The organism is Trichocoleus sp. FACHB-6, from assembly GCF_014695815.1.
In the GTDB taxonomy this organism is placed as follows: Bacteria; Cyanobacteriota; Cyanobacteriia; order Cyanobacteriales; family FACHB-T130; genus Funiculus; species Funiculus sociatus.
Genome location: NZ_JACJOY010000097.1, coordinates 23455 through 50133, shown reverse-complemented (window position 1 = coordinate 50133; position 26679 = coordinate 23455). Strand labels below are relative to the sequence as shown.

27 protein-coding genes are annotated in these 26679 nt (G+C 46.3%); 13 read left to right on the top strand and 14 right to left on the bottom strand.

The window, feature by feature from the left end; translation table 11 throughout:
• Positions 1-108: 108 nt before the first annotated feature.
• Entirely contained in the window at positions 109-441 is a 333-nt protein-coding gene (gene rpsF, locus H6F66_RS19030; protein ID WP_190424200.1) for a 30S ribosomal protein S6, read from the bottom strand.
• Positions 442-691: 250 nt separating this feature from the next.
• Here rpsF and H6F66_RS19025 point away from each other — a divergent pair, with 250 nt between their 5' ends.
• Positions 692-1483, top strand: coding sequence for a fumarylacetoacetate hydrolase family protein (locus tag H6F66_RS19025; protein ID WP_190424198.1), 792 nt, complete (start codon positions 692-694; stop codon positions 1481-1483).
• A 25-nt stretch (positions 1484-1508) separates the two neighbouring features.
• On the opposite strand, the gene H6F66_RS19020 is transcribed toward H6F66_RS19025, so the two are convergent.
• The 3 genes from H6F66_RS19020 to H6F66_RS29010 form a co-directional block, all read right to left on the bottom strand.
• Positions 1509-1985: a Tic20 family protein gene (locus tag H6F66_RS19020; RefSeq protein WP_190424196.1), complete on the bottom strand. Its 477-nt coding sequence runs from the start codon at positions 1983-1985 to the stop codon at positions 1509-1511.
• Between the two features lie 136 nt (positions 1986-2121).
• Complete coding sequence (locus tag H6F66_RS19015; protein WP_190424194.1) at positions 2122-2319, bottom strand: hypothetical protein; 198 nt, start codon at positions 2317-2319, stop codon at positions 2122-2124.
• A 196-nt stretch (positions 2320-2515) separates the two neighbouring features.
• Positions 2516-2650: a hypothetical protein gene (locus H6F66_RS29010; RefSeq protein WP_277873965.1), complete on the bottom strand. Its 135-nt coding sequence runs from the start codon at positions 2648-2650 to the stop codon at positions 2516-2518.
• Here H6F66_RS29010 and glyA point away from each other — a divergent pair.
• The 5 genes from glyA (at position 2644) to aroQ (ending at position 7253) form a co-directional block, all read left to right on the top strand.
• Entirely contained in the window at positions 2644-3927 is a 1284-nt protein-coding gene (gene glyA / locus H6F66_RS19010; RefSeq protein WP_190424192.1) for a serine hydroxymethyltransferase, read from the top strand. The genes H6F66_RS29010 and glyA overlap by 7 nt on opposite strands.
• Positions 3928-4138: 211 nt before the next feature.
• Positions 4139-5197, top strand: a complete 1059-nt coding sequence (locus tag H6F66_RS19005) for an MraY family glycosyltransferase (protein WP_190424190.1) — start codon at positions 4139-4141, stop codon at positions 5195-5197.
• Positions 5198-5203: 6 nt separating this feature from the next.
• Positions 5204-6454, top strand: coding sequence for a competence/damage-inducible protein A (locus H6F66_RS19000; RefSeq protein ID WP_190424188.1), 1251 nt, complete (start codon positions 5204-5206; stop codon positions 6452-6454).
• A gap of 188 nt (positions 6455-6642) precedes the next feature.
• Positions 6643-6783: a hypothetical protein gene (locus H6F66_RS18995; RefSeq protein WP_190424186.1), complete on the top strand. Its 141-nt coding sequence runs from the start codon at positions 6643-6645 to the stop codon at positions 6781-6783.
• Positions 6784-6791: 8 nt separating this feature from the next.
• Positions 6792-7253 (top strand): type II 3-dehydroquinate dehydratase, encoded by a 462-nt coding sequence (gene aroQ / locus H6F66_RS18990; RefSeq protein WP_347269406.1) that lies wholly within the window; start codon positions 6792-6794, stop codon positions 7251-7253.
• A 108-nt stretch (positions 7254-7361) separates the two neighbouring features.
• Here the strand turns inward: aroQ and H6F66_RS18985 are convergent, their stop codons facing one another.
• Positions 7362-8720, bottom strand: a complete 1359-nt coding sequence (locus H6F66_RS18985) for a mechanosensitive ion channel family protein (protein WP_190424184.1) — start codon at positions 8718-8720, stop codon at positions 7362-7364.
• Between the two features lie 259 nt (positions 8721-8979).
• On the opposite strand from H6F66_RS18985, the gene H6F66_RS18980 reads away from it, so the two are divergent.
• From H6F66_RS18980 to H6F66_RS18970, 3 genes are all read left to right on the top strand, one after another.
• Complete coding sequence (locus tag H6F66_RS18980; protein WP_190424182.1) at positions 8980-9663, top strand: hypothetical protein; 684 nt, start codon at positions 8980-8982, stop codon at positions 9661-9663.
• A 214-nt stretch (positions 9664-9877) separates the two neighbouring features.
• On the top strand, positions 9878-10771 hold the full coding sequence (locus H6F66_RS18975) for an ADP-ribosylglycohydrolase family protein (protein ID WP_190424180.1): 894 nt from the start codon (positions 9878-9880) through the stop codon (positions 10769-10771).
• A gap of 237 nt (positions 10772-11008) precedes the next feature.
• A complete protein-coding gene (locus tag H6F66_RS18970; RefSeq protein ID WP_190424178.1) occupies positions 11009-13465 on the top strand; it encodes an HD family phosphohydrolase in 2457 nt (818 codons plus the stop codon).
• 52 nt (positions 13466-13517) lie between these two features.
• Here H6F66_RS18970 and H6F66_RS18965 read toward each other — a convergent pair whose 3' ends face one another.
• Positions 13518-14441 carry an alpha/beta hydrolase gene (locus H6F66_RS18965; protein ID WP_190424175.1) on the bottom strand — a complete coding sequence of 308 codons (924 nt, stop codon included), beginning with the start codon at positions 14439-14441 and terminating at the stop codon, positions 13518-13520.
• Between the two features lie 213 nt (positions 14442-14654).
• Between H6F66_RS18965 and H6F66_RS18960 the strand changes: the two genes are divergently transcribed.
• Entirely contained in the window at positions 14655-15458 is an 804-nt protein-coding gene (locus H6F66_RS18960; RefSeq protein ID WP_190424173.1) for an Rpn family recombination-promoting nuclease/putative transposase, read from the top strand.
• A 31-nt stretch (positions 15459-15489) separates the two neighbouring features.
• Here the strand turns inward: H6F66_RS18960 and H6F66_RS18955 are convergent, their stop codons facing one another.
• Positions 15490-16032 (bottom strand): HAD-IIIA family hydrolase, encoded by a 543-nt coding sequence (locus H6F66_RS18955; protein WP_199295491.1) that lies wholly within the window; start codon positions 16030-16032, stop codon positions 15490-15492.
• Positions 16033-16082: 50 nt separating this feature from the next.
• Between H6F66_RS18955 and H6F66_RS18950 the strand changes: the two genes are divergently transcribed.
• A complete protein-coding gene (locus H6F66_RS18950) occupies positions 16083-17582 on the top strand; it encodes a CIA30 family protein (protein ID WP_190424171.1) in 1500 nt (499 codons plus the stop codon).
• A gap of 410 nt (positions 17583-17992) precedes the next feature.
• Here H6F66_RS18950 and H6F66_RS18945 read toward each other — a convergent pair whose 3' ends face one another.
• The 6 genes from H6F66_RS18945 to H6F66_RS18920 all read right to left on the bottom strand — a co-directional run bounded on the left by H6F66_RS18945 (position 17993) and on the right by H6F66_RS18920 (position 24639).
• Positions 17993-18856, bottom strand: coding sequence for a carbohydrate ABC transporter permease (locus tag H6F66_RS18945; RefSeq protein ID WP_190424169.1), 864 nt, complete (start codon positions 18854-18856; stop codon positions 17993-17995).
• 229 nt (positions 18857-19085) lie between these two features.
• Complete coding sequence (locus H6F66_RS18940) at positions 19086-19658, bottom strand: 5-formyltetrahydrofolate cyclo-ligase (protein ID WP_190424167.1); 573 nt, start codon at positions 19656-19658, stop codon at positions 19086-19088.
• 165 nt (positions 19659-19823) lie between these two features.
• Positions 19824-20768, bottom strand: coding sequence for a GDP-L-fucose synthase (locus tag H6F66_RS18935; protein WP_190424165.1), 945 nt, complete (start codon positions 20766-20768; stop codon positions 19824-19826).
• Positions 20769-20877: 109 nt separating this feature from the next.
• Positions 20878-21957, bottom strand: a complete 1080-nt coding sequence (gene gmd, locus H6F66_RS18930) for a GDP-mannose 4,6-dehydratase (RefSeq protein WP_190424162.1) — start codon at positions 21955-21957, stop codon at positions 20878-20880.
• Between the two features lie 634 nt (positions 21958-22591).
• Complete coding sequence (locus tag H6F66_RS18925; RefSeq protein ID WP_190424160.1) at positions 22592-23341, bottom strand: sugar transferase; 750 nt, start codon at positions 23339-23341, stop codon at positions 22592-22594.
• Between the two features lie 149 nt (positions 23342-23490).
• Positions 23491-24639, bottom strand: coding sequence for a glycosyltransferase (locus H6F66_RS18920; RefSeq protein WP_190424158.1), 1149 nt, complete (start codon positions 24637-24639; stop codon positions 23491-23493).
• Positions 24640-24977: 338 nt separating this feature from the next.
• Between H6F66_RS18920 and H6F66_RS18915 the strand changes: the two genes are divergently transcribed.
• Together H6F66_RS18915 and H6F66_RS18910 are read left to right on the top strand one after the other, a co-directional pair.
• Positions 24978-25262, top strand: coding sequence for a hypothetical protein (locus tag H6F66_RS18915; RefSeq protein WP_190424156.1), 285 nt, complete (start codon positions 24978-24980; stop codon positions 25260-25262).
• Positions 25262-26086, top strand: a complete 825-nt coding sequence (locus tag H6F66_RS18910) for a SirB1 family protein (RefSeq protein WP_190424154.1) — start codon at positions 25262-25264, stop codon at positions 26084-26086. The genes H6F66_RS18915 and H6F66_RS18910 overlap by 1 nt, the downstream gene beginning before the upstream one ends.
• A 15-nt stretch (positions 26087-26101) precedes the next feature.
• Here H6F66_RS18910 and H6F66_RS18905 read toward each other — a convergent pair whose 3' ends face one another.
• Positions 26102-26551, bottom strand: coding sequence for an SRPBCC family protein (locus tag H6F66_RS18905; protein ID WP_190424153.1), 450 nt, complete (start codon positions 26549-26551; stop codon positions 26102-26104).
• Between the last annotated feature and the right edge of the window lie 128 nt (positions 26552-26679).

The window sequence follows — 26679 nt, the reverse complement described above, 5'->3', positions numbered from 1 at the left end:
TGCGCCAGAGAATTTTATGGCGCTACACAAACAAAGCCGTAGCCAGCTAATAGGCTGCCTTGGCGGTCTTTGTTTGTGTGGCCCCGACTTTACTCGTCGGGGTTTAGCTTACGCCTCTTGCTCAACAGGTTCAGCTTCTGGCTTCGCCTCGCGGACTTCCTGCTTGACTGTGAGGTAACGGATCACGTCCTCGGAAAGACGCATTGCCCGTTCTAGAAGCGCAATCTGGCTGCCATTGCACTTATAGTTCATCTGGACGTATACACCTTCTCGGTGCTTGCCAATTTCCTGAGCCAAACGTCGCCTGCCGCGATGCTGAGTTTCAATCTCCTCAGCTCCATTTTCGGTCAGGATGTTCTGGTATTTGGCGATCGCTAGGTTGGTTTGTTCCTCGCCTAAGTCGGGACGGAGGATGTACATAGTTTCGTAAACGATCTGCATTTTGGTAATCTCCTTATGGACAATGAGGCTTCTTGGGGGGCTAGGAACTAGGGAGGAGGTGACTAGGTACTGATTCCTCGCCTTGTGGTCTTCTACCCTCATAACTCTTCCCTAACGCCTAACAACATGAAGAAGCAAGGACTTAAAATCTTACTACCAGTTCACAAATTCTACAAATTAACCAGGCTAAATTTGCATCTGTGACATTTGAAGCACACTCTTAAAGCATAATCAAACATTACTCAACCATATGGCGCAGCGCTACGTCCGAGTTCGCACTGAAAAAGGACAGACTTACTACGGTTTACTGCAACTGAGCCGAGGTGTTCAGGTGCTTGATGCGCCTCCCTGGTTGCATGGGCAACCTACAGATTTGCAGTTAGAACCAGACACTTACCAAATTTTGGCTCCTTGTGCGCCGTCTAAAATTATTGCCGTGGGCAAGAATTATGCTAACCATGCGGCGGAAATGGGAACCCAAGTGCCAAAAGAGCCGCTGCTATTTCTCAAACCGCCGACTTCTGTCACCGCAGTGGGTACAGAAATTCATTATCCGCCGCAATCGCAGCAGGTGGACTATGAGGGCGAGTTAGCTTTAGTGATTGGCGAGCGCGCTTGCGATTGTACGCCAGAGGAGGCACAAGAAAAAATCTGGGGCTACACTATTGCCAATGATGTTACTGCCCGCGATCTGCAAAAATCAGATGGTCAGTGGACGCGGGCAAAAGGGTTTAATACCTTTTGCCCCCTGGGTCCGTGGATTGTCCGCGAATTGAGTCCTGCTGCCCGCTTGCAAACTTTTCTTAATGACAATAAACAGCCAGTGCAGTCTGCCTCAATTAATCAGATGGTATTTTCGCCAGATTATCTGGTGTCTTACATCTCTGGGGTGATGACACTGCTGCCTGGGGACGTGGTGCTTACCGGAACACCGCAGGGAGTGGGACCGATGCAAGTGGGCGATCGCGTCCGCATCGAAATTGAGGGTATCGGTCAGATGGAAAATACCGTTGTGGTACGCCCCACACCGACGGCACCATAAACAAAGAAATGCCTGCGGCTTGAAACTAGCGCAATTGGGTGTAAGCTGCCTCGGAAATGGCGGGTATTTCTCCGTAACGTCCCAGTATTGACTGGACAACTGAATAGCCGCAGGCTACCAGCGTTCCTAAAAAGACTACATTGAACAGCGTTTGTGTGATTAAGTTTGCGCCGCCTAGCGCTGGAACTAAAATCTGCAAAAGCATACTGCACAGAAACAGCAGGATATCTAAAAGTATTGCCTGCATGGTGTTGAAACGAATAAAATGGTTAATGTTTTCGTTTCTAACTACTCCTAAGAACAAGGCAAAGAAAATTATTAAGCTGGCAAAAGGTATATCGTAAATTGCTAACAAAGGTGACAGCGGCGTGTAGATAAGGCCAAATACAGGAAACTGTCTAACCAGAAACAGACGAAAAGGATACGCCGAAAGTAAAGGCAGTATATAAGGAAGGCAAGAAAAAATCCGGTCTTTGGTTGTTGTTGAACCACGCCAAGTCATCGTGCGTTCTCCTGTTGTAATGTTATTAATCGCTAGTTCTTACTAAGTTCAGGATAACGCACAGCACCAGGTCAACCATGTTGGGGCTGCTTGAGGCGGATCTTTCCCCCAGATGGTTCCGGGGTAGCGATCGCGCTCATTTAATATTGGCAATCCGGAAGCCCATGAGACACTCGTATTGCTCCGGTTGATTTTCCGTCAGCTTGTGAATCGATTGACCACAGCCGAGTTGTCCTTTCCGCCAGCGGGGTTGACCGCTAGAGTCTGCTAGTAAACAGTTCTGACAAACTTGCTTGGGAGAGAGAATTTGTTCATCCGTAAGAATGACTAACATTTGACACCTCCCTTAAGAGGCTTATCCGCTTTCCTCAATTTTAAGCCAGGTTTTCGGGAATATATGGTAAATTAACATACACCTTAATGTCTTTAACCCTTATAGTCTTGAAGTTTTAATATGTCTGTTGTCAGGCAAGGTATTTTTAGGAGAGACGGAACTCCGTAGAATCACTGATAGAGTGTTAACAGAAAGGTCAGGACGGACGCGACTCCAACAGCATTAAAATAAAAGACTCAGGAAAATACAGGCGCAAGCCAGAAAAGAAAGCATCCGAACTAAAGTAGGAAGCGATCGCTAACAGTATCTCTAGGGGTTTACTCCGTGACAAAAACTAACTTAGACTTTCTCGCCCAAACCGATCCCGTCGTTGCCGAGTTTATTGGGCAGGAACTCCAGCGTCAACGCGACCACCTGGAACTGATTGCCAGTGAAAACTTTGCCTCAGCAGCGGTTATGGCAGCACAAGGTTCCGTCTTGACGAATAAGTACGCCGAAGGCTTGCCTGGAAAGCGTTATTACGGCGGCTGCGAATTTGTAGATAAAATTGAGCAACTGGCAATTGACCGCATTAAACAACTATTTGGGGCGGCTCATGCCAACGTACAACCCCATTCCGGGGCGCAGGCGAATTTTGCCGTTTTCCTGTCGCTGTTGCAGCCTGGAGACACGATTATGGGAATGGATTTGTCCCACGGGGGACACTTAACCCACGGTTCGCCAGTGAATGTATCGGGAAAGTGGTTCAAAGTTTGTCATTACGGTGTCAGTAAAGAAACAGAGCAGCTAGACTATGACCAAATTCGGGATTTGGCGCTGCAACATGGTCCTAAACTACTAATTTGCGGTTACTCAGCTTATCCGCGAGTAATAGAGTTTGAGAAATTCCGCGCGATCGCAGACGAAATTGGGGCATACCTGTTAGCCGATATCGCCCACATTGCCGGGTTAGTCGCCACAGGGCATCACCCCAACCCCCTCCCCCACTGTCACGTCGTCACCACGACCACTCATAAGACCCTGCGCGGTCCCAGAGGTGGTTTAATTATGACCAATGACCCGGAATTGGGTAAGCAGCTAGATAAAGCCGTTTTCCCCGGCACACAAGGTGGGCCTTTGGAACACGTTATTGCTGCTAAGGCAGTTGCTTTCGGGGAAGCACTGACACCAGCCTTTAAAACGTATTCAGGGCAAGTGATTGAAAATGCCCGTGCCTTAGCTGCCCAGTTGCAAAAACGCGGCTTTAAGATTGTTTCTGGCGGCACTGACAATCACCTGATGCTAGTAGATTTGCGTTCCATCGGCATGACTGGCAAGCAAGCCGATCATCTGGTGAGTGGGGTAAATATTACCGCCAACAAAAATACCGTTCCCTTCGATCCAGAGTCGCCTTTTGTAACGAGTGGCTTGCGGCTGGGAACGCCTGCAATGACAACTCGCGGTATGGGAACAACGGAATTTACCGAAATTGGCGATATAATTGCCGAACGGCTGCTGAATCCGGAAGACGAAGCAATAGCGGCTGCTTGTCGGCGTCGAGTTGGGGCATTATGCGAAGTCTTCCCCCTATACCCCCATCTAACAATTCCTGTCCCAGCTCTAGCTTAGTTACCAGTCATTGGCCAGCGGTCAGTAGCAACGGACAACTGACCCCTGACAACCGACAAATGACGACTAACTACTGACGTTTACCGTCCCAAATGTAGTAGACTCTGCCTGACGCCTTTTTTAAAGGATGAAAGATCAATAGCGATTAGTTAACAGCTAACAGCTTTTTTGAATTATCCTTTGTGATGTCTCGCACCCTACTAAATTTCAGATGCCTCCCCAGCTATACCATCTGGTTGCCTTTCTCGTCTCTGCCTTTGTTGTCCTCTGGACGACACCCGTTGTCAACAAAATTGGCTTACAAAAGGGATTGGTTGATTTACCCGGTGAACGCAAAGTCCACAAGCAGCCGATAGTGCGAGTGGGAGGTATCTCTATCTTTGCAGGTACCATAATCGCCCTGCTGATTGTTTGGGGAACCGGGGGATTTGGCACTCTCAGCGCAGATAAATCCTCCGAGATTTGGGGAGTCACGGTTGGTGGTCTAGGCTTTTTCCTGATTGGGCTAGCCGATGACTTGTTCAGTCTTTCGCCCTTCACGCGGCTGTTTATGCAAATAATCATTGCTAGCTGGGCGTGGCACTTCGGCGTCCAAATTGACTTTCTCACAGTTCCCTTCGCTGGGCTTGTAACTTTGCCAGACACCATCAGCTGGCCGATCACAGTCATTTGGCTGGTAGGTATGACCAATGCCATCAACTGGATTGATGGTTTGGACGGTCTAGCTGCTGGAGTTTCTGGTATCGGTGCCGTGGTGATGCTAATTGTAAGTTTGTTTATGAACCAACCAGCAGCAGCCCTAATTGCGGCAGCGCTTGCTGGCGGCGCACTAGGATTTCTGCGATATAATTTCAACCCCGCCCAGATTTTCATGGGAGATGGGGGAGCCTATTTTATGGGCTTTACTTTGGCTGGTGTCGGGGTGATTGGCTTAGTGAAAAGCACCGCTGTCACCGCTGTGCTGTTGCCCTACTTAATTTTAGCTGTGCCGATTGTGGATATGTCAGCCGTGATTGTGCAACGGCTGTTACGCGGCAGTTCCCCTTTTATTGGCGATAAATTCCATCTACATCATCGGTTACTGCAAGCTGGTCTGCCACAACGCTTGATAGTTTTGTTTATCTACGCTTTAACTCTGTGGGTGGGAAGTCTGGCGCTGGCTCTGGCTAAGGTACCCAGCGGACTAGCTTATGCTTTTGGCGCAACTTTGCTGCTGGGTTATACCAGTTGGCAAGTTTGGCGATCCTCCCGTGTCAGAGGCGAAGAGTAAAAAGTTATGAGTGCTGAAATTATTTGTGTTGGTACCGAACTGCTACTAGGCGATATCCTCAACAGCAATGCTTATTTTTTGGCGCAGCAACTAGCATCTCTGGGAATCCCCCACTATTATCAAACGGTGGTGGGAGATAATCCAGAACGTCTCAAGCAGGTCATAGAAATTGCCCTGCAAAGATCGCAAATCTTAATTTTTACTGGTGGGCTTGGCCCGACTCCGGATGACCTGACAACGGAAGCGATCGCTGATTTTTTTGGCGTTCCCTTGCTGGAAAACCCGGAAATTATCGAAGATATTGCTCGGAAATATGCCCAGCGGGGGCGGCAAATGACACCCAGCAACCGCAAACAAGCCCTGATGCCAAACGGTGCCTCAATTTTACCCAATCCAGGCGGTACAGCCCCTGGCATTATCTGGCAACCCCGCCCAGGATTGACGATTCTCACTTTCCCTGGTGTCCCCAGCGAAATGCAGGGGATGTGGCAAGAAACCGCTGTACCCTATCTCAAAAGTCAAGGCTGGGGCAAAGAAATTATCAAAAGCCGGATGTTAAGATTTTGGGGAATTGCTGAGTCGGCTTTGGCTGAAAAAGTTGCCCCTTTTCTCAATTTGCCCAATCCCACGGTTGCTCCTTATGCTGAGTTTGGAGAGGTACGCTTGAGAATTTCCGCGAGGGCGGAATCGGACTCCCAAGCGCTGGGATTAATTGAGCCTGTGGCGCAGCAATTGCAGCAGATTGCAGGGCTGGATTATTATGGCAGCGACACTGACACTCTTGCCTCTGTGGTGGGGCAGTTGTTGCAAGCAGAGGGTGAGACGCTTTCGGTTGCGGAATCTTGCACTGGAGGCGGCTTGGGGCAGATGATCACATCTATCGCCGGAAGTTCTAGTTACTTTCTGGGCGGTGTCATTTCTTACGACAACTCGGTAAAAATTTCCCTTTTGGGTGTCAATCCAGAAGATTTATCCCAATTCGGTGCGGTAAGCGATGTAGTTGCGACAGCGATGGCGGTTGGGGTGCGATCGCGTCTCTCCACTACGTGGGGGCTAAGTATAACTGGTATTGCAGGCCCAGGTGGAGGTACGGATGCTAAGCCAGTTGGCCTTGTCTACATTGGATTAGCAGGGCCAAATAACATTGGGTCAAGTTTTAAGTACCAGTTGGGTCAAACTCAAGAACGTGACTCAATTCGCTATGCCAGCGCTTGTAATGCCCTTGACTTGCTGCGGCGAAAATTGCTGACCCGCTGAGCCTCCGATCAGTCTTTTGACTGATAGAGGATACTAAAACACTCTTCTATGGTGGGAGAGAGATGCTATTTCCTAATGTGCTAGGGTTAAAATAATAAATCTTATTAGTACAATAGGATTTAAGAACTGTCAATTTTGCCCAGTTGTAAACTATTTATCCTGGTTGTATTGCAGGAGCCGTCAGTACAATGGACTACATAGAAAACGTGTTGGAAAAGCTTAAAGAATGGGCGCGGAAGCTCATCGAAACGCTGCTAGGGCCGGAGGCCGAGCCGGAACCGGAACCAATTCCAATACCCGTAAACGAGCGATCGCGCCAAAGACGTTAGTGTAATAAGTGACTCATAAAACTTTGGGCGCTGTAAGTGTTTTGGTACTGCACGGGCCAAACCTGAACCTGCTGGGGCTGCGAGAACCAGGGATTTATGGATCTTTAACGTTGGATGAAATTAACCACCTGTTAGAGCAAGAAGGGCAAACGCTACAGGCGAAACTTTCTATCATCCAGTCGAATCACGAAGGTGTCTTAGTTGATGCCATCCAGAACGCTCTGGGGCAGCACCAAGGCATTTTGATTAACGCAGGGGCGTATACTCATACAAGCGTAGCCATACGAGATGCGATCGCAGCTGTGAACCTTCCCACAGTTGAAGTGCATCTAAGCAACATTTATCGCCGCGAAGCTTTCCGGCATCATTCCTATATTGCACCAGTGGCAATTGGGCAAATCAGCGGCTTTGGTTCACAAAGTTATTTGCTTGGACTACAAGCGTTGATTCACTATCTGAAAGAAAATTAAAAATTAAAAGTCTAAAACTTTATTATTTTTTAATTTTCCATTGTATAAGGACACAGCTGTGCCGTGTCCTTATTTTTGCAGGCAAGATACCTGAGCTACAGATGAGATTTATCGTATCGGGTTGCCATTAGGAAATAACCGCTGAGAATCGCGATCGCCAGCAGCGTCATTTTGGGAATTGCGAACCAGCACCGTATAAATTTCCGTTGGAATCTCAATTCCAGCCTTGTGCAACGCCTCTTTAATTGCCTGATTAGCGCTAGAAGTAGTCTTTAGAAACTCTAACCGTCGGGAATTTACCCAAAAGCGTATTTCCATACCCACATTGCCAGCAGCTAGTTCTCGAACCAAGACTTCTGGCGGTGGGTTCGACTGCACCCCTTCAACTTGGACAACAGCATCTGTTATGACTTGCGTAGCCGTATTGATATCCGCCTTATAAGTAATGCCTACCGTTACCGAACTGCGCCGATACGAGTAAGCAGTGTTATTAGTAATACTCGCTTGAAAAACCTCTTGATTAGGAATATAAACCTTTCGCCCATCATAGGTATTCAGGGTTGTAGCCCTCAGTTGAATTTGGGTGATGGTTCCCTCGAATTCCTTAATCACCACCTGATCGCCTAAACGAAAAGGTCTGCCTGCAAGTAAAATCATCCCAGAAATGTAATTACTAAAAATTTCTTTAAGACCAAAACCGATAGCAACGCTAGTGAGTCCCACCGCTCCTAGTAAAGCTCCAAAGTTGAGTCCTAAGACACCCAGAGCAACTACTGAGCCAATTACCCAAACACCACCGTATCCCACTCGTCCTAAGAGGATTTCAGCACTGCGATCGCCTTCTGTCTTTTGCGCCCATTTCAAAGTGACGTAACGCATTCCCTTGGCAAATCCCCAAGTAATGCCAATTACTACCAGCGCCCCTAAAATTGACGGCAACTTGCTAATCGTGTCGCGCAGCAAATCCCGCACAGTAATATATAGGCGCTGTCCGACATCAATGGCTAGGGACGGTTTCTCTAAAGCCCGATTCAATTGCCTCGCCCACCTCTGGGCAAGCACTTCTACAGGCAAACTGAAGTCGCGGGCATCTTGTTGAGTCACCGTCATCAAGACGCGATTATTCACCTGTAAGGTGGCGATTTTCTTTGGATCGTCGGGCTTGACGGCGACTTGCCCTAAAGCTTCGGGTTGTGCCAGCACGCTAGCAATACGTCGGTTGATAATTTGCGATCGCTCCTTAGCACTGAGTCCCGCCAAACTTCCGACTTGAAAAACTGGGTATCCTCTGACTGTGACATCAGCAAAATAAAGTTCTTCCCCATAAACCCTTACAGGTGTAGGTTTCGACGTAGGCATCTCTTGGGTTCCAGCTGGAGTTGCTGTAAACAAAACGCCAGTGATGACGATTAAAATCTGGAAGCGATGTATTTTATTGCGAGTGGAACGATGAAAAAGGTTTTTCATGTCAATTCCAAAGGAGAACCCACATAACAATACATTAAGTTGTTGGCATCTGACTTCTGACGCGAGACAGGTTTTATAGCGATCGCATCTAAAAATTGAGTAATTGATTGATAGCTAAGTGTAAATCCACACCTTTTGATAGATGGAGAAACTCTGCTTTTACATACTCGAATATCATTTTTAATAAAGTGTAATAAGTTACAGGCATTAAGCAATTATGGCAGTTTAATTTAACTAGAAACATTCAAAGGTGAAGAATATGCTTACTGCCAATAAAGGATTTATTCCAGAAGATTTATTTAAGGCTCCAGAATATGAATTAGCTAAAAACCATAATAAAGAATTACCTGATGTTGAAAAAATAGCTACCAGAGCCAGATATTTAGATTCCTTGGCACCGATTAGCGCCATTCAAGTTTTTGAAGAAATACCTGGCATCAAAAAATCTACTATTTTACTTAATACAGAAACTTTCTTTGAGGTTTGGAATGTTATTCCAGATCGGGTATTACTTCCTGAAGATTTGGAGTTTCTCAAACAAGACGCCAATCGCGTTGAGTCAATAGCTAAAAACCTGCTTTGGTTAGGTGACTCTTGGATAAGTTCACAAATTTTTGAGAAAAAGCTAAAAGTTGCAACTTGGGAAGATGTGCAAAAAGTAGTTAATAGATATGAATATGAGTATGAGTTTATAGATATTGTTGAGGTTCCTTATAAAGTTAGTTTAGAATCCCATAAAAATAAATTTGGGGAAGTTAATGAATATTGGGGCGTGTATCCTACTTGCTGGAATATATCTTTAAATAGAACTCGCGGCTTTAATGGATGTTACATCATAAATGACTACAATTCATCTTACAGCTTTAATATAGAAGTTTGGGCGGGAATCCCGTTTTTTAGAAACCTAAAAACTGGAGAAGTAGTAACGCTAGAAAATTTATAGAGAAAATGCGATCGCCTTCTCTCTACTTAGATGGTTCCAGACTAAGAATCATCAGATCCTCACCCATCTGACTTTCTTGGATAGCGAGGACTGGGCGCTAGACGCCTTATTTGCGGGAAAGGCTGGGAAAAGATAAATCCAGCCGCCGCGTTCCATGAGTAAGCGGCAAGCTTTAGGCTTTTATGGACCGGCTGCGTAGTCTACCATAGAAATCATGCGCTACTCACTTTTAAGTCGATTTCGCGGCACCTTATTGGGGGCTGCAATTGGGGAAAATTACGCCTATAAAGGCAAAAAACAGCCGCAGCATTCTTCTGGCTGGGGCAAAATCGCGGTTTTGGGTGCAGAAAGCTTAATTAAGCAATCTAGATTAGATTTAGAAGATTGGTATCGCCTCAAAAGGGAATTATTGGAACCAGAGGCGATGAATCCCGTCTCTACAGAAGCAATTATTTCGACGTTAACTGTCGTGTTATTTTCCCACGAGTATAAAGCGAAACTGCGGCAAAACTTGCAACAAGTTGCCAGCGTTTTTTCAGACGAGCCAGAATTGCAGGATGCGGTGTTGGCGGTGGGATATGCGATCGCGCAATCTCTCAGAGAAAAGTTGAATCCCGCCACATTAATTCCCAAAACCCTCGCCTTTCTAGAAAATTCCCAGACACCTCTGGTGGAACAACTGGGTGCAGTTCAAATATTATTAGAGCAGGGCGCTGGCTTAGAGATGGCTGTAACCCAACTGTGTCGGGATTCTCAGCCAAATAGTACCCCAATTGCCTTAGCCTTTTACTGCTTCCTTAGCACCTTAGAAGATTTTCGACTCAGTGTCGCCCGTGCGGCTCGTAGCGGCTACCAAACCCAGATTACCTGCGGTTTAGTCGGTGCAATGTCTGGAGCGTATAACACTACAGCGGGCATTCCTGTGGGATGGCGGCTACCTTGTAAACAGCATTGGGGAATCACGTCAATAGCCCAATTGCTGCAACTATCCGACCGCCTCTTTGGGGTTTGGTCTGGTGTTTATGACCCTTCTACAGATGTAGACACACAAAATTTTGCGTCTCTAAGTAGCGCTGTGGCAGCTCCGCGCGTAATTCAGCCGCGTTAACTTTTTTTAGTCCCAAAAATAGATGCCAAGATTATAGTTGGTAAAAGGAAATCAAATCTGATAAGATTATTTCCCCACAGGGGGCTAGGCATTCCCATCGGAGTTCTGTAAGGTAGGAAGAAGCCAACAATCGGGTGCCGCCTAGAGGTAAAGATTGCTGTTAGATGCCTTGAACCCAAGCAAAGTTAGCTCCCTCTCACCACGCCTGTCGCCTGAAACGGCAGTCATAACTATACTATGAAGACGCTTCAGTCATTGACACATCAGCTTGATCAATGGCGGCGAACGAACCAGCCTATTCGCAATCTTTTTCCATCCCGCTCATCTCGTCGAGCAACAGATGGATCGGCGCGAGGCTTGCGGCTAGGTATTGATTCTACACTTCGTAGGCGAGGAAACCGTCCCAAGTTCGTTTGGATGCTGGCAGTGGTGTCTCTCACGGGGACGATGGGACAACGCTTTTACAATGCTCCGAAGCTGGATGTCGGTAAGACAGCTCCTCAAACCATCCGCGCTCCCTATGATGCCAGCATTGAGGATTTCAAAACTACGGAAGAAAAACGCAAAGCTGCTCGCACAGGTGCTGTACCAATCTTGATGGTAAATCAAGATGTCACTCAACAGGTGTACGAGGATCTGGAGCGATCGCTTCGCACCGCGGACGACCTTCGACAAATCGCCGGGTTTTTTCCTTTAGTTCCGGCTAATGTATTGTCATATCCCACGCAGATTGCCCTCCGTAAATGTCCGGAATGGGAGTGGCGGGCTGTGCTGGCAGCAGTTAACACCGATATGGATGTTAACCAATCTCAGTTGGGGTCATTGCCTGATGCCGATAAGCAATTAAATGCTTCTACAGCACCAGCTGCGGTTGAACTCCGAGCCTACTATAAGACGGCTAGCCCGGAACAGTTTTCCATCCTGATTGATACAATTACCCAAGCACGCGCTCGCTACGACAAGGCTTTAGCTGCGCTCTCAGAAACAGACAAAGCCAGAAGTCGCTACGATGTTTCCCTGCTTGACTTATCAAATGATGTCTGGCAACAAACCCAAACGGGAATCCTGCAAGCTGCCGAACGCATTCTTACCCAAGGCATTCCTCCAGGCTTACCTGACAGTATCTTACAGGAGGCGCTGAAAGTCCATCTGCGTTCGTTGGTTCCCATCGAAGCTGAGCCTGTAGCCAACCAGTTGTTGCTTTGGGCGCTGCGACCTAACTTAACCGAAGATCAAGAACAAACGAAATTATTCGCAGAACAAGCAGCACAAGCTGTAAAGCCGCAAATGGTGATGGTGCACAAAGGCGAGGCGATTGTCCGAGCTGGTGAGGTAATTTCTCAAGCAGATTTTGTGCTGTTAGATTATTTCAAATTGAGTCGCCGGGGCATCAGTTTGCCTGGTGTGCTGGGGTTTGGGATTCTCATCACTGGTGCTGTTGGTACTTTCTGGCTGGTGGAACGCCGATTTCACCGGAAAATGCGGCAACGAGATCACCTGCTGGTGTTGCTGCTAACTTTGAGTACGCCAGTGCTGGTGAGTTTGGGTATTCGCTACACGAACTTGGCAGCTGTTGGTTTACTGGTGGGCAGCTTTTACGGTTCGGCCTTGGGCATCACGGTTGTGGGGCTGCTGAGTGCCGTGTTACCAATTAGCCTGAAAATCGGCTGGGATTATTTGCTGGCTGGTATTGCGGGTGGGATAGTAGTAAGCCTGTTGGCTGGGAGAATGCGATCGCGCGAAGAGTTGGCTTTTGTAGGTGTTGGCGTAGGATTAACTCAAAGCACTGTCTACCTAGTGGTAAATCTTATCTTCAGTGCAGCTGCTGGTTCAATTTGGTACACCGTCCTCCAAGAAGCTGCTTTATGTGGTCTTTCCGGTTTAGCTTGGAGTATTGTAGCCCTTGGTCTTAGTCCCTATCTTGAACACGTCTTTGACCTGGTTACACCGATTCGTCTGGCAGAACTTGCTAACCCCAACCGTCCCCTGCTGAAACGATTAGCTGCTGAAGCCCCCGGAACCTTTCAACATACCCTGTTCGTGGCTACGCTGGCAGAAGCGGCAGCCCGGAAACTCGGTTGTAACGTGGAACTCGTCAGAGCGGGTACACTCTACCACGATATCGGCAAAATGCACGACTCATTAGGATTTATTGAGAATCAGATGGGTGGGCCAAATAAGCACGATGAGATTAATGACCCCTGGAAAAGTGCAGCAATTATCAAAAAGCACGTTACCGAAGGTGAGGTGATGGCGCGGCGGTGTCGTTTACCAAAAGCGATTCGGGCGTTTATCCCGGAGCATCAGGGAACAATGCTGATTGCCTATTTTTATCACCAAGCGCAGCAAATCGCCGAAAAAGACCCCAGTAAAGTTGTGCGGGAGGAGGATTTCCGCTATGACGGCCCAATTCCCCAGTCGCGGGAAACTGGGGTGATGATGTTGGCGGATTCCTGCGAAGCGGCGTTGCGAAGTCTCAAAGAAGCCACACCGGAACAAGCGCTAGCGATGATTAACAAAATCCTCCGCGCCCGTTGGCAAGATAACCAGTTAGTAGATTCTGGGCTAACGCGAGAAGATTTAACCTGCATTGCCCAAGTCTTCGTGCAAGTCTGGCAACAGTACAATCACCAACGCATTGCTTATCCTAAATTAGTAGTTAGTTCAGAGAAAAGTTGTCAGGCATCAGTTTGAAATAGCTAATAGCTAAGACTATTGGCTCATTGCTAGAAAAGCTTATTTACTATTAGCCATTAGTTGCTGACAGATAATGTTGTAATAATCCAATTACTAACTCTGGCTGCTCTAAATGCGGTAGAACTCCTGTTCCCGGAACTGGTTGAAACACGGAAATTGCTTGTTTATTTAGCCCAGCTAAACGCCGCCCCAGTCGAAGCTTAGTAAATTGCGCTTCCTCTCCCCAAAGAACGTAAGTGGGAACTGTCAGCTGTTGAATATATAGCGACAGGTCAAAATAAAGGTCGCCCCGCAAAAATGCTAATGCCGCATATTCTGCATTCTGCTGTTGCGCTGATGCCAAAAAAGCCTCTACTATATCTTGAGAAACTCGCTCTGGCTTGGCAAAGAGAAACCGTTCCAAAAAGTTCCTCACCGACACTTCATTCGTCGCCCCAAGCGTATAAATCAACTTATCTAATATGGGAGTACCAATTACCTGAAGCGGTAGTCTGCGCCCCGCATCTTGCCCAAAGTCGGCAAACCCAGACGGACAAACCAAAAACAGTGTCTTAAATAAATCCGGGCGTTGAATAGCAAGGCGAATAGTAATAGCAGCGGTCAGAGAAGAAGCTACCACCTGTAGCGGCGCAAAGCCTTGCTCTCCCGTCGAGATAGAAATCTTTTCCAGAAACTCAGTTAGCGTCTTGAGATAGTCTGCAACTTGGTAATCTCGAACTGGATGAGCCGACTGACCCCAGCCTATCAAATCCGGAGCTAACACGCGGTAAGTGGTAGCAAAAGCTGGGTACACCTTCGACCACTCATAAGCAGACGATCCTCCACCAAAGCCATGCAGGAAGATTAACGGCGGCAAATCTGCACCTTGTCGGGGTAAGGACCAAGGTTGGTCTAGTGCGCTGTAGTAAACCATTGACCCCAGCGAGGTTTCGATAACTTTTTGTTCAAAGCCGAGAGGTTGAAACTGAAGCATGGTTTGCAACGAATGATCTTACTGACATTTTGCCTCAGTAAGATAGCGATCGCTACCCCCGAAGTGCCAATTACACTTTTCTGTAGCTACTATCAAGCGCCGCGATGCAATTCTAAAATTAATATGGTGCTGAACCAAAATTGAAAAGAATTATATTTTATACTTAACTGGTAAAATCCAATAATTCCTAGCGATTATTTAATAATTTAACTTGTGCGAACTGATAAAATATTTTATAGCCTATTTCAGGAATTTCCTAGCATCTTTTTTGAACTGATTGGCGTAACAAGTGCGGATGTCGATGCCTATCAATTCACCTCAGTTGAACTCAAAGAAACAGCTTTTAGGATTGATGGGGTGTTCGTCTCCAATCTAGAATATCCTGTTCAACCAGTTTACTTTGTAGAAGTCCAGTTTCAACAAGATTCAACTTTCTACAGACGCTTCTTTGCAGAAATCTTCCTTTACCTGCGTCAAAATGAATCTGTTAACTTTTGGCGTGCCGTCGTTATCTATCCTACTCGAAGTATAGAGACAGGCGACGAAGAACCGTATCGGTTGTTACTAGAGAGTACGCAAGTGCAGCGTGTGTATTTGAATGAGTTGGGGGACGCAGCAGAAAACTCTCTGGAAATTGCAGTTGTGCAGTTAATTGTGGAAAGCGAAGCTACAGCGATTAACCGAGGCAGAGAGTTGATTTTGCAAGCGCGTGAGGAACTTGCGGATGAAGCACCCAGGCGAAAAATTTTAGAATTAATAGAGACTATTTTGTTGTACAAATTTACCCGGCTAAGCCGCGAGGAGTTGGCGCAGATGTTGGAAATAGACGACGAATTCAGGCAGACAAGGATGTATCAATCCATCAAGCAGGAAGGCTTGGAAGAAGGCAAAATAGAGGGTAAGTTAGAATCCGTGCCAGGGTTGTTGGCATTGGGGTTGACTGTAGAACAAATAGCAGGCGTATTAGGTTTGACTGTGGAGCAAGTGCAGCAAGCATCCGATAATCAGTCAGTCTAGCTGATAGCGATCGCATCCATAGCTAGCCGGTTCAAACATCAGCATCGCCATAGGTTTGTCGCCAGCTTTCGGCTTGCTGAAATTTTACGCCTGCTTTTGCAGCTGCTTCTCTGTCGTCACTGCGATCGCCTACCATTAAAACTGAGACAGGTGAATATTTTTGGATAACCAAATTTAGCATTCCTGGGTTGGGCTTGCGGAAATTTCCAGACTCTGAATGCTTGCAGTAATTATGCCCGTTCTTCGTTACGCAGAAACACTTTCTACCATCAAAATCTGGACAAAAATAAATTTCTTCGATTTCTGGCAATAACTCCAGCGTGTACTGCTGTTCTTTGATGCAACTTTGGAGAGATTTTTTGCCACTGGCGACACCAGCTTGATTTGTCACGCCAACAATTTTCCAACCAGTAGCGGCGAAATATGCGATCGCATTCTCAACACCTTCGATAATCTGTTGATCGCGCGGACGCTGGATAAACTTATTACCTGAGAGCGGTTGCCTCACAGTACCATCCATGTCCAATATTAATAGCTTTATATCTGCGGTTATTTCTCGATCTTCCTGCTCCATGCCTCAATCTTATCTGTTATCAAAAAGATATATGTGCATTTGAGAATAAAATGTCAAATCAAAACAATCGCTCTAAATGGGATTTTGGCAGATTTTTGCAAACCCTTGCCTATTTCGAGGTTATCCCTTTCCTCAGTTGTCTACAGCGGTTATTTCAAGGTCGTGCCAAGGATAATAAGGACAGACCTACTGGAGAAAAGCGCGTGGGAGTGATACTGGTAGCAGGGGCGACAGGCGGAGTCGGTAAGCGAGTAGTGCGACGACTGGTTGAGCGCGGTTATAGAGTGCGCTCGCTTGTCAGAGATGCCCATAGAGCAAAGGAAATACTTGGCGACAACGTGGAATTGTTCGAGGGAGACATCACCATCCCAGAAACTCTCACTTCCGCAATGATGCAAAACGTAACAGCCATTGTCTGTTGCACGGGTGTCAAAGTGCAGCCAGTCGAAGGCGACACGCCAGATCGAGCTAAGTATTATCAAGGTATTAAATTTTATATGCCTGAAGTCGTGGACAAGCCCGAAATTGTAGACTATCAAGGCATTAAAAACTTAGTACAAGCCGCCTCTGAGCAATTTTCCTCCAATAATAAAGGAGGAGCTGACGAAAAACTGATATTTGATTTTACCAACCCATCGGATGACATCAAAAATACTTGGGGTGCAGTGGATGATGTTGTTATGGGTGGCGTGAGTCAGAGTGGTATCCAACTGGTTGAAAACACTGTACTATTTGCTGGAAACGTGTCAACCGAAAACTCCGGCGGCTTTGCTTCAATTCGCACGAAAAACTTCGAGTCACCAATTGATTTAGCTGGTTACGAAGGTATAGAATTGCGCGTCAGAGGCGACGGAAAACGATATAAATTCTTTCTTCGTACAGAAGCTAAATGGGATGGAGTTGCCTACAGCCATTCCTTCGATACCGTAGCAAATACTTGGATTAATGTTCGCGTACCTTTCGCCGACTTAATTCCTGTATTCCGTGCCAAAACTTTGACAGATGGAGAGCCAATCAATTCCAGTAAAATTTGCTCGTTTCAATTCATGTTGAGCAAGTTTGAATACGATGGTGGGCTAAATCCCAAATTTTCTCCCGGTGGCTTTGCCCTACAAGTAGAATCCATCAAAGCTTACGGTGGTGAAACTTTACCTCAATTTATCATGATCAGTTCAGCAGGTGTAACTCGTCCTGGCCGCCCTGGAATTAATTTAGAAGAAGAACCGCCAGCGGTGAGAATGAACGAGCAACTCGGAGGAATTTTAACTTGGAAATTGCGTGGAGAAGATAGCGTTAGAGAAAGTGGAATCCCTTACACAATTATCAGACCTTGTGCGCTGACTGAAGAACCAGGAGGTAAGCAATTAATTTTCGAGCAAGGCGACAACATCCGGGGTAAAGTGAGCCGGGAAGATATTGCCGAGTTGTGCATACAAGCCTTAGAACAACCCAAAGCGTGTAACGTAACTTTTGAGGTGAAAGAGGGAGAAAATAGCGCTGACTCCCTAGACTGGCAAAATCTTTTTTCCCGCTTGCAACCTGACAGGTAGGAGATTATGACAAAATCTTCACAGGACTATTTCCTTCTATAGTTTCCTGTCTTTTCAGCGCCTGCGATGGCTCGTTGTTCTTGTAATCTAAGCCTACCCACCCACAAAATCTCAACCCTCAAAAAGAAAAACCCCAGGCTTATCGCCTGGGGCAAACATCAGGGTGCATCTACTAATTTTTGTTTCCATTAGCAAAGTAGTCTCCTCCGGAAAACTCCAGATTTATTTTTTGCCGATGGTTCACCGGATGCGGGAAATGGTTGCGCCTGCGGCTATAGCGGTAGTCTTACCCTCAGCGTTTAAAGGGCTAAAATCAACCGCAGAGGATTGGGAGAGACTGGAGTTATCCGTTTCTGTCTTGGAGTTGAGTCCATATAAATCCAAAAATACTCCTTGCTTCTAAAAAGGCGTTAACCTTTAACGCCACTGCCAGTATCTGTCGCCACAATGTAACGCTGCAAGAATAGAAAAACTAGCAGTACTGGCGCAATTGAAATAACACTCCCAGCGGCAATTAATCGCCAATCTAGAGAGAATGTCCCGGCAAGATTAGCAACACCCAAAGGAAGAGTGTAATATTCTGGCCTATCAAGGACAATCAAAGGCCAAAGAAAGTCACTCCAAGAACCAATAAAAACAAAAAGAGCCAAGCAGACCAATGCTGGACGAATTGCTGGAAGCATTACGTGCCACCACAAGCCTAACTCAGAACAGCCGTCCATCCGGGCAGCTTCTTCGAGTTCTTTGGGGACTCCTTGAAAAGCTTGGCGCAGTAGAAAAATCCCAAAGGCAGATGCGACGCTTGGTAAAATAACTCCCAAATAAGTGTTTCTTAAACCCAGTTGCACCGTCAAAATATACAGGGGAATCATCACTATCTGGAACGGAATCATGATAGTAGAGACAACTCCGGCAAAAATCATGTCGCGTCCCCGAAAATTTAGCCGCGCTAACGGGTAAGCGGCGAGGGAGCAAAACAGCAAATTTAAGCCCACTGTCAGGACTGCAATTAGGGTACTGTTAAACAAATACTGCCCAAAGGGATTTGTTTGCCAAACTTGCACAAAGTTCTGGAATGTCGGTTGGCTTGGCACCAGCTGGGGCGGAAATTGAAAGATGTTTTCTGATGGGGATTTTAGGGATGTGCTGATAAGCCAAATCAGAGGGAAAAGCATAATCAGCGCGATCGCTCCCAATATCCCATACATCCACACAGTTGTTATTTTTGAGCTTTTAGCTTGGCTCTTTGGTTTTTTAGCCTGGTAATTATTCATCTACAATTACACTTTATATTTCCAATTAATGGGCAATCTCTAAATTATCAACTATTGCGCTTTTACTGCCAAAAATTTATCAATTATTTTCCTAAAAACACTTGTAATTAACAGTATTATGTCGTATTATGGAAATATATTGGTCTAACCGAATGGTTGCTAAAGGTAGGTGGTTAGAGCGCAGAGGAAATTTTCCTCTGCGCGGAAATCAGAAATTTGGAGATTTGATTCATGGCATCATCCTCAAACCCGTTTCTGTACAAACGCCATGCAAGGGTTTATCCCACTCATCAATAGGTAATTCCGGCGAAATAGCGAATTCAAATGCAATCCCTATAGTCGGTTGGTGCGCCCACTGGGATGAACTTAGCAAGCGATCGTAATAACCACCACCGTAACCTAAGCGATATCCGCGAACATCACAAGCCACAGAAGGTACAAGAATTAAATCAACTTCATCTGGTTGCAAAATGGGAGCATCTGGATGCGGTTCAAGAATACCATAAGCTCCTTTGCTCGTCGATTCTCCAGGTGTGCAGATATGCCACATCAGGGAATCGCCAACACATCGGGGAAATCCCCATCTGCGATTATCTACAAATAAAGGGCTGAGGTCTGGTTCCTGTCGAAAGCTGAAGTAAGCGAGGACAGTTTTAGCCTGAGTAAATAGAGGCGAGGATTGCAGGTGAGTGCAGATGCGATCGCTATTTTCTCTCCATTTTCTCCCAGGCATAAATTGCCGTTTTTTGAGAAGCGATTGCCGTAATTCTACTTTATCTAGATGATTATCAACTTTGTTCACCAGTTCTATGGATAGGGTGGTTGTGAGATTATACTAGCTTCCATCTTAGTGTCTCCCTATCCTAGGAGGCTTGCTGGGTGCTCGGTAAGAAGATTTTGGATACTGACAACACAAAAACCCGTTTTGTTAAACAAAACGGGTTTTTCACACTCAGATTTTTTCGACTTACTCTGCGTGTTGCCGATACCACTCAATGGTATTTTTTAGACCTTGCTTGAAGTCAACTTTGGCGGTGAAGCCAAATTCTCGGCAAGCCCGTTCGGTATCTAAACAGCGGCGTGGTTGACCATTGGGCTTATCTGTTTCCCAAACAATTTCGCCCTCATAGCCCATAAGTTCGCAAATCAGTTCTACCAACTCTTTGATGGAAATTTCATAACCTGTTCCCAGGTTCACGGGTTCTGTACCATCGTAGTCCTGCGTACCCATGACGATACCCAAAGCAGCATCAGTTGAGTACAGAAACTCGCGGGTAGGACTACCATCGCCCCATACAGGTAGATGCTTATCTCCCCTAATTTGGGCTTCGTGTACCTTGCGAATCAAAGCTGGGATAACATGGGAACTCTTGGGGTCAAAGTTGTCTTCTGGGCCGTACAAGTTTACTGGCAACAGGTAAATACCATTAAAGCCGTACTGCTGTCGGTAAGATTGGAGTTGAACTAATAAAGCTTTCTTAGCAACGCCGTAGGGGGCGTTGGTTTCTTCCGGGTAGCCATTCCAAAGGTCATCTTCTTGGAATGGCACTGGTGTAAACTTGGGATAAGCGCAGATAGTGCCAACACAGGTGAACTTTTGGACACCAGCTTGATAGGCGGCATGAATCAGCTGAGCGCCCATCATCAAGTTGTCATAGAATAATTCAGCAGGTTTTACCAGATTCAAGCCAATGCCGCCGACGTGGGCTGCGAGGTGAATCACGACATCCTGGTGTTCGACAGCGCGTTGGCAAGCTTCGAGCGATCGCAAATCATGATCGCGCGATCGCGGTATCGTAATCTTCTCTAGGTCTGCCCCTGCTAACCTCAGCTGTTCCACCACCTGACGCCCCAAAAAACCAGCCCCACCCGTAACTAGAATCCGTTTATTGCTCAAATCTAAAGTAGCCATATTTTCTGACCATCCTTCCCTAAATTTTTGGATATCTGCTAAAAATTATGAGTTATGAATAAACTCATAACTCATAACTCATAACTCATAACTCCTAACTTTTAACTTTCTAGTCGTGCATACTACCGGCAGCCTGGCGAATCGTAGCCATATCCAGAGGGGAGTGGGAACCGTTACCGTTAGGTGAAGTTAAGCCTAAAGCTTGCATATCCCCTTCCACCATCAAATGAACTAATTCTTCAAAAGTAACAGAAGGTTTCCAGCCTAGTTTCTCTAGAGCCTTAGTCGGATCGCCGATGAGTAACTCCACTTCTGCTGGACGCAGGTAGCGTTCGTCAAACTCTACATAGTCATGCCAATCCAAATTGACGTAATTAAAAGCAACATCTAGGAATTGGCGAATTGAGTAAGTTTCTCCAGTTGCTACCACGTAATCATCCGGCTCCTCTTGCTGGAGCATCAGCCACATTGCTTTTACGTAGTCTTTAGCATAGCCCCAGTCCCGCTTGGAATCGAGATTACCTAAGTAGATTTTTTTCTGTTTTCCGGCAATGATGCGAGCGATCGCTCTGGTAATCTTTCGCGTTACAAACGTTTCGCCCCGGCGCGGACTCTCGTGGTTAAATAATATCCCGTTACAGGCAAATAAGCCGTAAGATTCCCGATAATTTACCGTTTGCCAGTGAGCATAAACCTTGGCACAAGCATAAGGGCTGCGGGGGTAAAAAGGTGTCGTTTCCTTCTGAGGCACCTCCTGCACCTTACCAAACATCTCAGAAGAACCCGCCTGATAGAAACGTACCTCAATCCCGGTACGCTGCTGGTAGTCTCTAATTGCTTCCAACAAGCGCAGCGTCCCCATCCCTACCGCATCGACAGTATATTCCGGCGAGTCAAAGCTGACCCTTACGTGAGATTGAGCGCCCAAATTGTAAATTTCTACTGGCTTGACTTCCTCTAAAATCCGGCGCAGGGTGGTGCCATCAGTTAAGTCGCCATAGTGCAGAAACAACCGCACGCCCTCCTTGTGAGGGTCTTCGTACATATGGTCTATGCGGTCTGTGTTAAACGTAGAAGTCCGGCGGATGATACCGTGAACCTCATAACCTTGCTCAAGCAATAACTCACTTAAGTAGGAACCGTCTTGTCCAGTAATACCAGTGATTAGTGCGATCTTGCGTTGCGTCATACTTAATCTTCCCTATAGCCTCTGACCAAATAATTGTCTTGACAACAGCTCTAAATTCTCTTTTGATTTTCTCTCGCCATCTACGAGAGCGAACAGCACCCAATTTTGTGAAAAATCCCTCTATCAGTAGAGGAAATCCCTAAGTCACTACTTAAGTTAACTCAAAATTTCTCGGAGAACATCAGGAATATACGTAGAGTATGCCCAGAATCAAAATAAAACTTACGTATTTCGACGGTAGACTGAGAATTTTCCAGGTCTAGGGTGGAGAAGAGATCAGCACAGGGGAAAAAACTTTAGTTATAAGGATGTAACTTGGTATATAAATGCCCACACTAAAATCTACAGCCCTTCTGCGGCAGGGAGAAAAGCTGTAGCGGTCAAAAGCAAGCACCACCAGCAAATTAATAAATTGCTGATAATCAGCTAATGCCATGTGCAACTAGGATAAGCCCCCCTTTCTTGCCCGAAGATTTGGGGAAAGCGATCGCTTTCCCTACACCCTGTCTTTCGGACGCTTTTTAAGCTCTTTTGGGGAAGCAACACATGAGTTGGTCTGTTCTTTGGATCTCCCCTAGCCCCCCAATTTATGGGGGGTATGAGCTGTAAAGTTGCACATCGGCTCAGCTATTTTTCAGTAGGCACCATTGTCTTTGGGGGATATGACAATGCCAATCGTTTTTATCACCACGCACAGATCGAGCCAGAAATTCCTGGCATTGACGTAATAGACATCTATCTGCACTCGGCGGGGATAGGGGATATCGTTGCGTCCAGAAACTTGCCACAATCCGGTAATTCCAGGGCGAATCATCAAAACTTTATCAATTTGATTCCCGTATTTTGACAGTTCCTCTGGAACTAGAGGTCTTGGCCCGACAACGCTCATGTCCCCTGTGAGAACGTTCCAGAACTGGGGAAACTCATCCAGGCTAGTCACCCTTAGGAATTTACCAATCCAGGTGATCCGAGGGTCATCTTTGAGCTTGAAATTGTCCTCAAATTCCTCACGCAGATCCGGTGAAGTTGCCATCATTTGCTCCAACACCTCGTCTGCATTCACCACCATCGTTCTGAATTTGATACACCTAAAAGGCTTATAGTCTTTCCCCACACGTTCCTGAATATAAAAAATCGGCCCTTGCGAGCTGAGGGCAATCAGCAAGGCCAACAGCAGGTAAACCGGAGAAAACAAAATCAAAACCGATAGCGAAAACACAACATCAAAACATCGTTTAACGGAATCTCGGTCTAGACGTTGTAGAGAGAGGTCGCGGTGTTTGCTCAAACCTCTTTGTCTACCTATCGGCGTCAGTGGGTGAAACCCTCGTTTCACCAGCGCCAATAACGTCTTGCCGGAGATAAGTTGGCTCTCGGCAGTCATCTTACTCCTTCACATCACACCACACAGTCCCGATCATAAAGCCACAAGACACCGGAAGACAGCGAATTGTGTTCTAAGAAGTGGAATTTAAGTCACCAGTCACCAATTATTAGTCATTAGTCCTTAGCAATAGAGTAACTAACTAAAGACTAATAACTGCGAACTAAGGATGATTGAAATTCCTGTAAACAGCGCTCCACAAAGGCTAGGTATAACGCCTGAAAGGCGGGAACAGCAAACTGAGCAGCGTTTAACCGAGCCTTCTGAGGATTAAACGACTTCTGGGAGGCCTCGAAAGTTTCTACTGCTTCTATCAAAGCCGCTTCTGTTTGGGAGGGGAAAAATAAGCCAGTTCCCTTGGTCGGGTGTTGCCGAATATCCAAGACAGTTTCTAGCGCCCCGCCAGCACCGTAGGCAATTATTGGAGTGCCGCAGGCTTGAGCTTCTACCAACGCTATGCCAAAATCTTCACAGGCTGCATACACAAACGCTTTTGCTTGCGCCATATACCTCTCAACAACGTCATCTGGCTGCGGCCCTAACACTTTTACATTTGGTTGCGCTAGCTGGCGCATCTTGTCAAGTTCGGGTCCAGTACCAATCACTACTAGCGGGTGTCCTAGTTGGTTAAACGATCGGATGATTAAAGATACTTGCTTGTAGCTCACCAGCCGGGAAACGGTAAGGTAAAAATCTTCTTTTTGCGGCTGAAAGGAAAATCGCTCGATATTGACTGGTGGATAAATTACTTCCGCCGGTCGGCGGTAGCAGCGCCAGATGCGACGAGCTGTGTGTTTGGAGTTGGCAATAAAGTAGTCAACTCGGTTGGCTGAAACTACGTCCCACTGACGCAGCTGGTGGAGCAGATACCGCGTCAGGATGCCAGGAACGCCGCCTCCCAGTCGGCTACTATTCAGGTAGTCAAAGGTCAAATCCCATGCGTAGCGCATGGGCGTGTGGCAGTAGCAGATGTGCATTTGTTGCGGACTGGTGAGGACTCCTTTAGCGACGGCGTGGGATGAGGATAGGATTACGTCATAGTTGCGTAAGTCGAGTTGTTCAATGGCTAGGGGCAGCAAAGGAAGATATTTTTGTACGCCACTACTAGCCTGTGGCAGGTGTTGCAGGAAGGTTGTACCTATGGGGCGCTTGAATAAATAACTTTCGGGATTGGTAGATTCAAAGTCTATTAGGGCGTAGAGGTCGGCATCTAGTGAAGAGAGGATTTCTCTGACAACGAGTTCCGATCCTCCGGTGGCTTTAGGGGTCAACCACTCATGGACGACGGCATATTTCATAAGTTTTTACTTTTGAATTTTGAATCTTAACTCAAAACTCATAACTCAAATTCACGGCTAGGGCCATAAAAGATATTGACTTTATATTCAATAAACCGATGCAATTACATAAGTGCCAATGTTAATACCTGCAATGCCTAAGAAAAGACCAGAGGTAAGTCCACTCTTGGCACTACCAATCAGGGAAATGGGGTCAGGTGGTGCTGGAAGCTGAAGCGATTGCCAAAATTACGCCCAGCAACACCTCTATAGTAGTTAAAGCTTAAAGCTCGCGTTTTCCCGGAGGATATTGCTATTGCGGTTGGTCAACAGGTATAGATGCGAGTTTCTGCCTATCCTTGCGAGTTTCTGCCTATCCTTATCCAGATTACGGTACGCTCAAAGGGAAAGTGAGTGCGATCGCTCCCGATGCCACAACTCCTCAAAGCAACGAAACTACTATATCTGGGGCCGTTTTGCCTTTTTACGAAGTGACCATTCAGCCTCTAAAAACAGAATTAAACAAAGACGCTCGCCAATATACCGTCCAACCAGGGATGGACATTACAGCAGATATTATTTCTAGAGAAGAAACTGTACTTACATTTATCCTGAGAAAAGCAAGGTTAATCACAGATTTATAATGAATTTTTCATCAGCACGTCAATCTTTTTACCAGGAAATCAATCAGCCAGATGAGCAAATCAATCTGGCAAAAGCCGCTCTGGATATTGCACAGGAAGAGTATCCAGACCTCGATCTAGAGGAATATCTTAATGCTCTCGATACTATGGCAGCTGAGGTACAAGAACGCTTACCTGCCGAACGGTATCCGATGCGGACGATCCAAACTATAAACCGATATCTCTACGACGACTTAGGTTTTATCGGTAATACAGATGATTACTACGATCCGCGCAACAGCTTTTTAAATGATGTCATCGACCGACGCACAGGCATTCCACTTACCCTAGCGCTAGTTTATCTGGAGATTGCACGGCGGATAGATTTTCCGATGGTGGGTGTGGGAATGCCAGGACATTTCTTAATTCGCCCAGAATTTGAGGATGTAGGAATTTTCGTGGATGCTTTTAATCGTGGCGAGATTCTATTTGAGCAGGATTGCAAAGAGCGACTTGCCCAAATTTATCAGCAACCAGTGGAGCTACAAGGGAATTTTATCGCCCCAGTGAGTTCCCGGCGCTTTTTGACGCGGATGCTGACGAATCTGAAAATGATTTACATGAACCGCCAGGATTTGCCAAAAGCGCTTTCTACAGTCGAGCGAATTTTGCTGTTGTTTCCAGATGCACCAGTGGAATTGCGTGATCGCGGTCTTTTATACTATCAATTGGGGCGTTGGGCAGAGGCATCCCAGGATTTGAACATTTATTTGGCAATGCTACCTAATGCTGAGGATGCGCCTTTGATTCGCCAGCTGCTGAAACATTTGGGCGGTGATGGCTAATAGCTATTAGCTAATTTAATTCTTAATTTCCTCTGCGACTCGTTTGAGGCGTTGCAGTTGAGCTTGCATATCTTTTTGAGTCCAGGTAGTAGCAAAGGTGTTAAAGCCAAAGCGTACTAAGGGGTTGGGAATTTCAAACTCAAAGCGATTTAGCAAGAGGGTTTTCTGGGAGACGGGTTGACATTCCCAGCGATCGCGTCCTTTAAAATATCCTTCAAATCCCCAGACTATCAGCCCCGGTTGCCGCTCCACAATTGTACAATTTAAGCTTAACCGCAACACCGGAATTTGAATAATAAAGCGACATTTACTTCCTAAATCCGTTCGCCACTCCCCCACTGGTTCGCAACGCAAAACTGGATTCAACCATCGGTGCATCAGCTCATTGTCAGTAATGCACTGTTCAACTACAGTTGCACTAGCATTAATTTCGATAGATTGCTCGAATACTTGGGGATGTGTCATATTATACAGCTTACTCTTTGATGAGTATAGCGATCGCGCTTGAGGATACAGCGATTGCAAAAAAGCGGAAAATTTGCCGATTTTTAAGCATTAATTATCTATAAAGATAGATTCATAACATCTGGTGG

Bases quoted from the DNA above. Each gene is read 5' to 3' on its own strand.
- rpsF (WP_190424200.1), bottom strand. From the start codon at position 441: ATGCAGATCGTTTACGAAACTATGTACATCCTCCGTCCCGACTTAGGC.
- H6F66_RS19025 (WP_190424198.1), top strand. From the start codon at position 692: ATGGCGCAGCGCTACGTCCGAGTTCGCACTGAAAAAGGACAGACTTAC.
- H6F66_RS19020 (WP_190424196.1), bottom strand. From the start codon at position 1,985: ATGACTTGGCGTGGTTCAACAACAACCAAAGACCGGATTTTTTCTTGC.
- H6F66_RS19015 (WP_190424194.1), bottom strand. From the start codon at position 2,319: ATGTTAGTCATTCTTACGGATGAACAAATTCTCTCTCCCAAGCAAGTT.
- H6F66_RS19005 (WP_190424190.1), top strand. From the start codon at position 4,139: ATGCCTCCCCAGCTATACCATCTGGTTGCCTTTCTCGTCTCTGCCTTT.
- H6F66_RS19000 (WP_190424188.1), top strand. From the start codon at position 5,204: ATGAGTGCTGAAATTATTTGTGTTGGTACCGAACTGCTACTAGGCGAT.
- H6F66_RS18995 (WP_190424186.1), top strand. From the start codon at position 6,643: ATGGACTACATAGAAAACGTGTTGGAAAAGCTTAAAGAATGGGCGCGG.
- H6F66_RS18985 (WP_190424184.1), bottom strand. From the start codon at position 8,720: ATGAAAAACCTTTTTCATCGTTCCACTCGCAATAAAATACATCGCTTC.
- H6F66_RS18980 (WP_190424182.1), top strand. From the start codon at position 8,980: ATGCTTACTGCCAATAAAGGATTTATTCCAGAAGATTTATTTAAGGCT.
- H6F66_RS18975 (WP_190424180.1), top strand. From the start codon at position 9,878: ATGCGCTACTCACTTTTAAGTCGATTTCGCGGCACCTTATTGGGGGCT.
- H6F66_RS18970 (WP_190424178.1), top strand. From the start codon at position 11,009: ATGAAGACGCTTCAGTCATTGACACATCAGCTTGATCAATGGCGGCGA.
- H6F66_RS18965 (WP_190424175.1), bottom strand. From the start codon at position 14,441: ATGCTTCAGTTTCAACCTCTCGGCTTTGAACAAAAAGTTATCGAAACC.
- H6F66_RS18955 (WP_199295491.1), bottom strand. From the start codon at position 16,032: ATGGAGCAGGAAGATCGAGAAATAACCGCAGATATAAAGCTATTAATA.
- H6F66_RS18950 (WP_190424171.1), top strand. From the start codon at position 16,083: ATGTCAAATCAAAACAATCGCTCTAAATGGGATTTTGGCAGATTTTTG.
- H6F66_RS18945 (WP_190424169.1), bottom strand. From the start codon at position 18,856: ATGAATAATTACCAGGCTAAAAAACCAAAGAGCCAAGCTAAAAGCTCA.
- H6F66_RS18935 (WP_190424165.1), bottom strand. From the start codon at position 20,768: ATGGCTACTTTAGATTTGAGCAATAAACGGATTCTAGTTACGGGTGGG.
- gmd (WP_190424162.1), bottom strand. From the start codon at position 21,957: ATGACGCAACGCAAGATCGCACTAATCACTGGTATTACTGGACAAGAC.
- H6F66_RS18925 (WP_190424160.1), bottom strand. From the start codon at position 23,341: ATGACTGCCGAGAGCCAACTTATCTCCGGCAAGACGTTATTGGCGCTG.
- H6F66_RS18920 (WP_190424158.1), bottom strand. From the start codon at position 24,639: ATGAAATATGCCGTCGTCCATGAGTGGTTGACCCCTAAAGCCACCGGA.
- H6F66_RS18910 (WP_190424154.1), top strand. From the start codon at position 25,262: ATGAATTTTTCATCAGCACGTCAATCTTTTTACCAGGAAATCAATCAG.
- H6F66_RS18905 (WP_190424153.1), bottom strand. From the start codon at position 26,551: ATGACACATCCCCAAGTATTCGAGCAATCTATCGAAATTAATGCTAGT.